Origin of the sequence: Gluconobacter sp. GP1 (genome assembly GCF_032913585.1) — a bacterium.
In the GTDB taxonomy this organism is placed as follows: domain Bacteria; phylum Pseudomonadota; class Alphaproteobacteria; order Acetobacterales; family Acetobacteraceae; genus Gluconobacter; species Gluconobacter cerinus.
Genome location: NZ_JASGXC010000008.1, coordinates 35,151 through 36,564, shown reverse-complemented (window position 1 = coordinate 36,564; position 1,414 = coordinate 35,151). Strand labels below are relative to the sequence as shown.

2 protein-coding genes are annotated in these 1,414 nt (G+C 51.9%); one reads left to right on the top strand and one right to left on the bottom strand.

Annotated elements, in window-relative coordinates; translation table 11 throughout:
* A partial coding sequence (locus R5H23_RS14605; protein ID WP_317215889.1) for a Fic family protein occupies window positions 1–596 on the top strand: 596 nt, incomplete at its 5' end.
* A gap of 232 nt (window positions 597–828) precedes the next feature.
* Here R5H23_RS14605 and R5H23_RS14600 read toward each other — a convergent pair.
* Window positions 829–1,414: TetR/AcrR family transcriptional regulator (locus R5H23_RS14600; protein WP_317215888.1), on the bottom strand; the 586-nt coding region annotated here is incomplete at its 5' end.

The window sequence follows — 1,414 nt, the reverse complement described above, 5'->3', positions numbered from 1 at the left end:
AGATGATGACCCAGTCCTTGATTACCCGGATGGCGTTAGCCCATGCTCATTTCGAGGCCGTTCATCCGTTCCGAGACGGGAATGGTCGCGTGGGTCGGCTCCTGCTGCCCCTGATGATGGCAGCTGAGAAACACATTCCGCTCTATCTCTCACCGTATATAGAGCTCCACAAACAGGCCTATTATGCAGCTCTCAAACAAGCCCAGCAGAAACTAAACTGGCTTCCTCTGATCGGCTTTGTGTCGAATGCCATTGTTCAAACGGTTCAGGAGTTACGCATCACCCGTGAAGCTCTCAGAACCCTGAATGCTGCATGGTTGACCCGTCGTTCGTTCCGAAAGGGATCAGCAGCGCTACGAGCGCTTGATATCCTTAGGGATTATCCGGTTCTGACGGCTCCACGGCTGGGAACTTTGCTGTCGATTACGCCACCCGCTGCTCACACGGCAATTAGCCAGCTTTGCCAGGCTGGGATCCTGAGAGAGCGAACTGGCTATGCCCGCAATCGAATTTACGTTGCAGATGAAGTGCTTGGCATCCTGAACCGACCCTTTGCAGAAGATCCTATAATTCCAGGCTCAGGTACCCAAGTCTAATGCCCTTGCTTTGATTGTGGTCGGTGAGCGAACAGGGGACCTTACATTTTGTCTTTCGAGCAGCGATAGTTATGTCGTATAATATTTCTTATGCCAACTCGGATATTTTCGTGCCATGGGGTGCGCAATCAATTGGTTCGATGTAGCCTCTTAAAAGTAACGGTTTGCTTGTCATGAATACGGAAAACTTTTTTCGTAAGTAGGCTTGCCAAGATTGCATTTAAAGTCTCGGTCATGCCTTTGGCCATGCGTTCATCCCAAACCGCGCGATTTCCATCAGCCGCTCCTGTGATGCTCCGTCACGAGCTTGGACAGCCATGCCGCGTAGGAGGGAACCGTAGAACGCTGCCAAAGCCTCAATATCGGTATCTATCGGCAAATCACCTACCTCCAATCCCTGTTGCAAGCGTGCAGCCATAGCGCCTTCTGCCTGTGTCCGCTGACTAGCCAAAAGATCGCGCAAACGGTGCTGGTTAGGGGAGCATTGCGTTGCCGCGACTGAGATCATGCAGCCTGCAGGCTGGTTAGGGCGTGTAAATTCAACGGCAGCTGCTCTCGTTAAATCCTCAAAGACAGTTCGCGTATCGGCATCTTCACCGAGGATATCGAGAAACCAACCTCCAGCGACACTCATGTAGGTCTCAATCACCTCGTGATACAGCGCCTCTTTGCTTCCGAAAGCATTGTAAAAGCTGGAAGCACTGATCTTCATGACCGAAATCAGATCATCGAAGCTCGTCCCCTCATAGCCGCGATCCCAAAACAAGCGCATGGCAGCACACAAGGATTCCTTGCGATCGAAGGATTGAGGGCGCCCC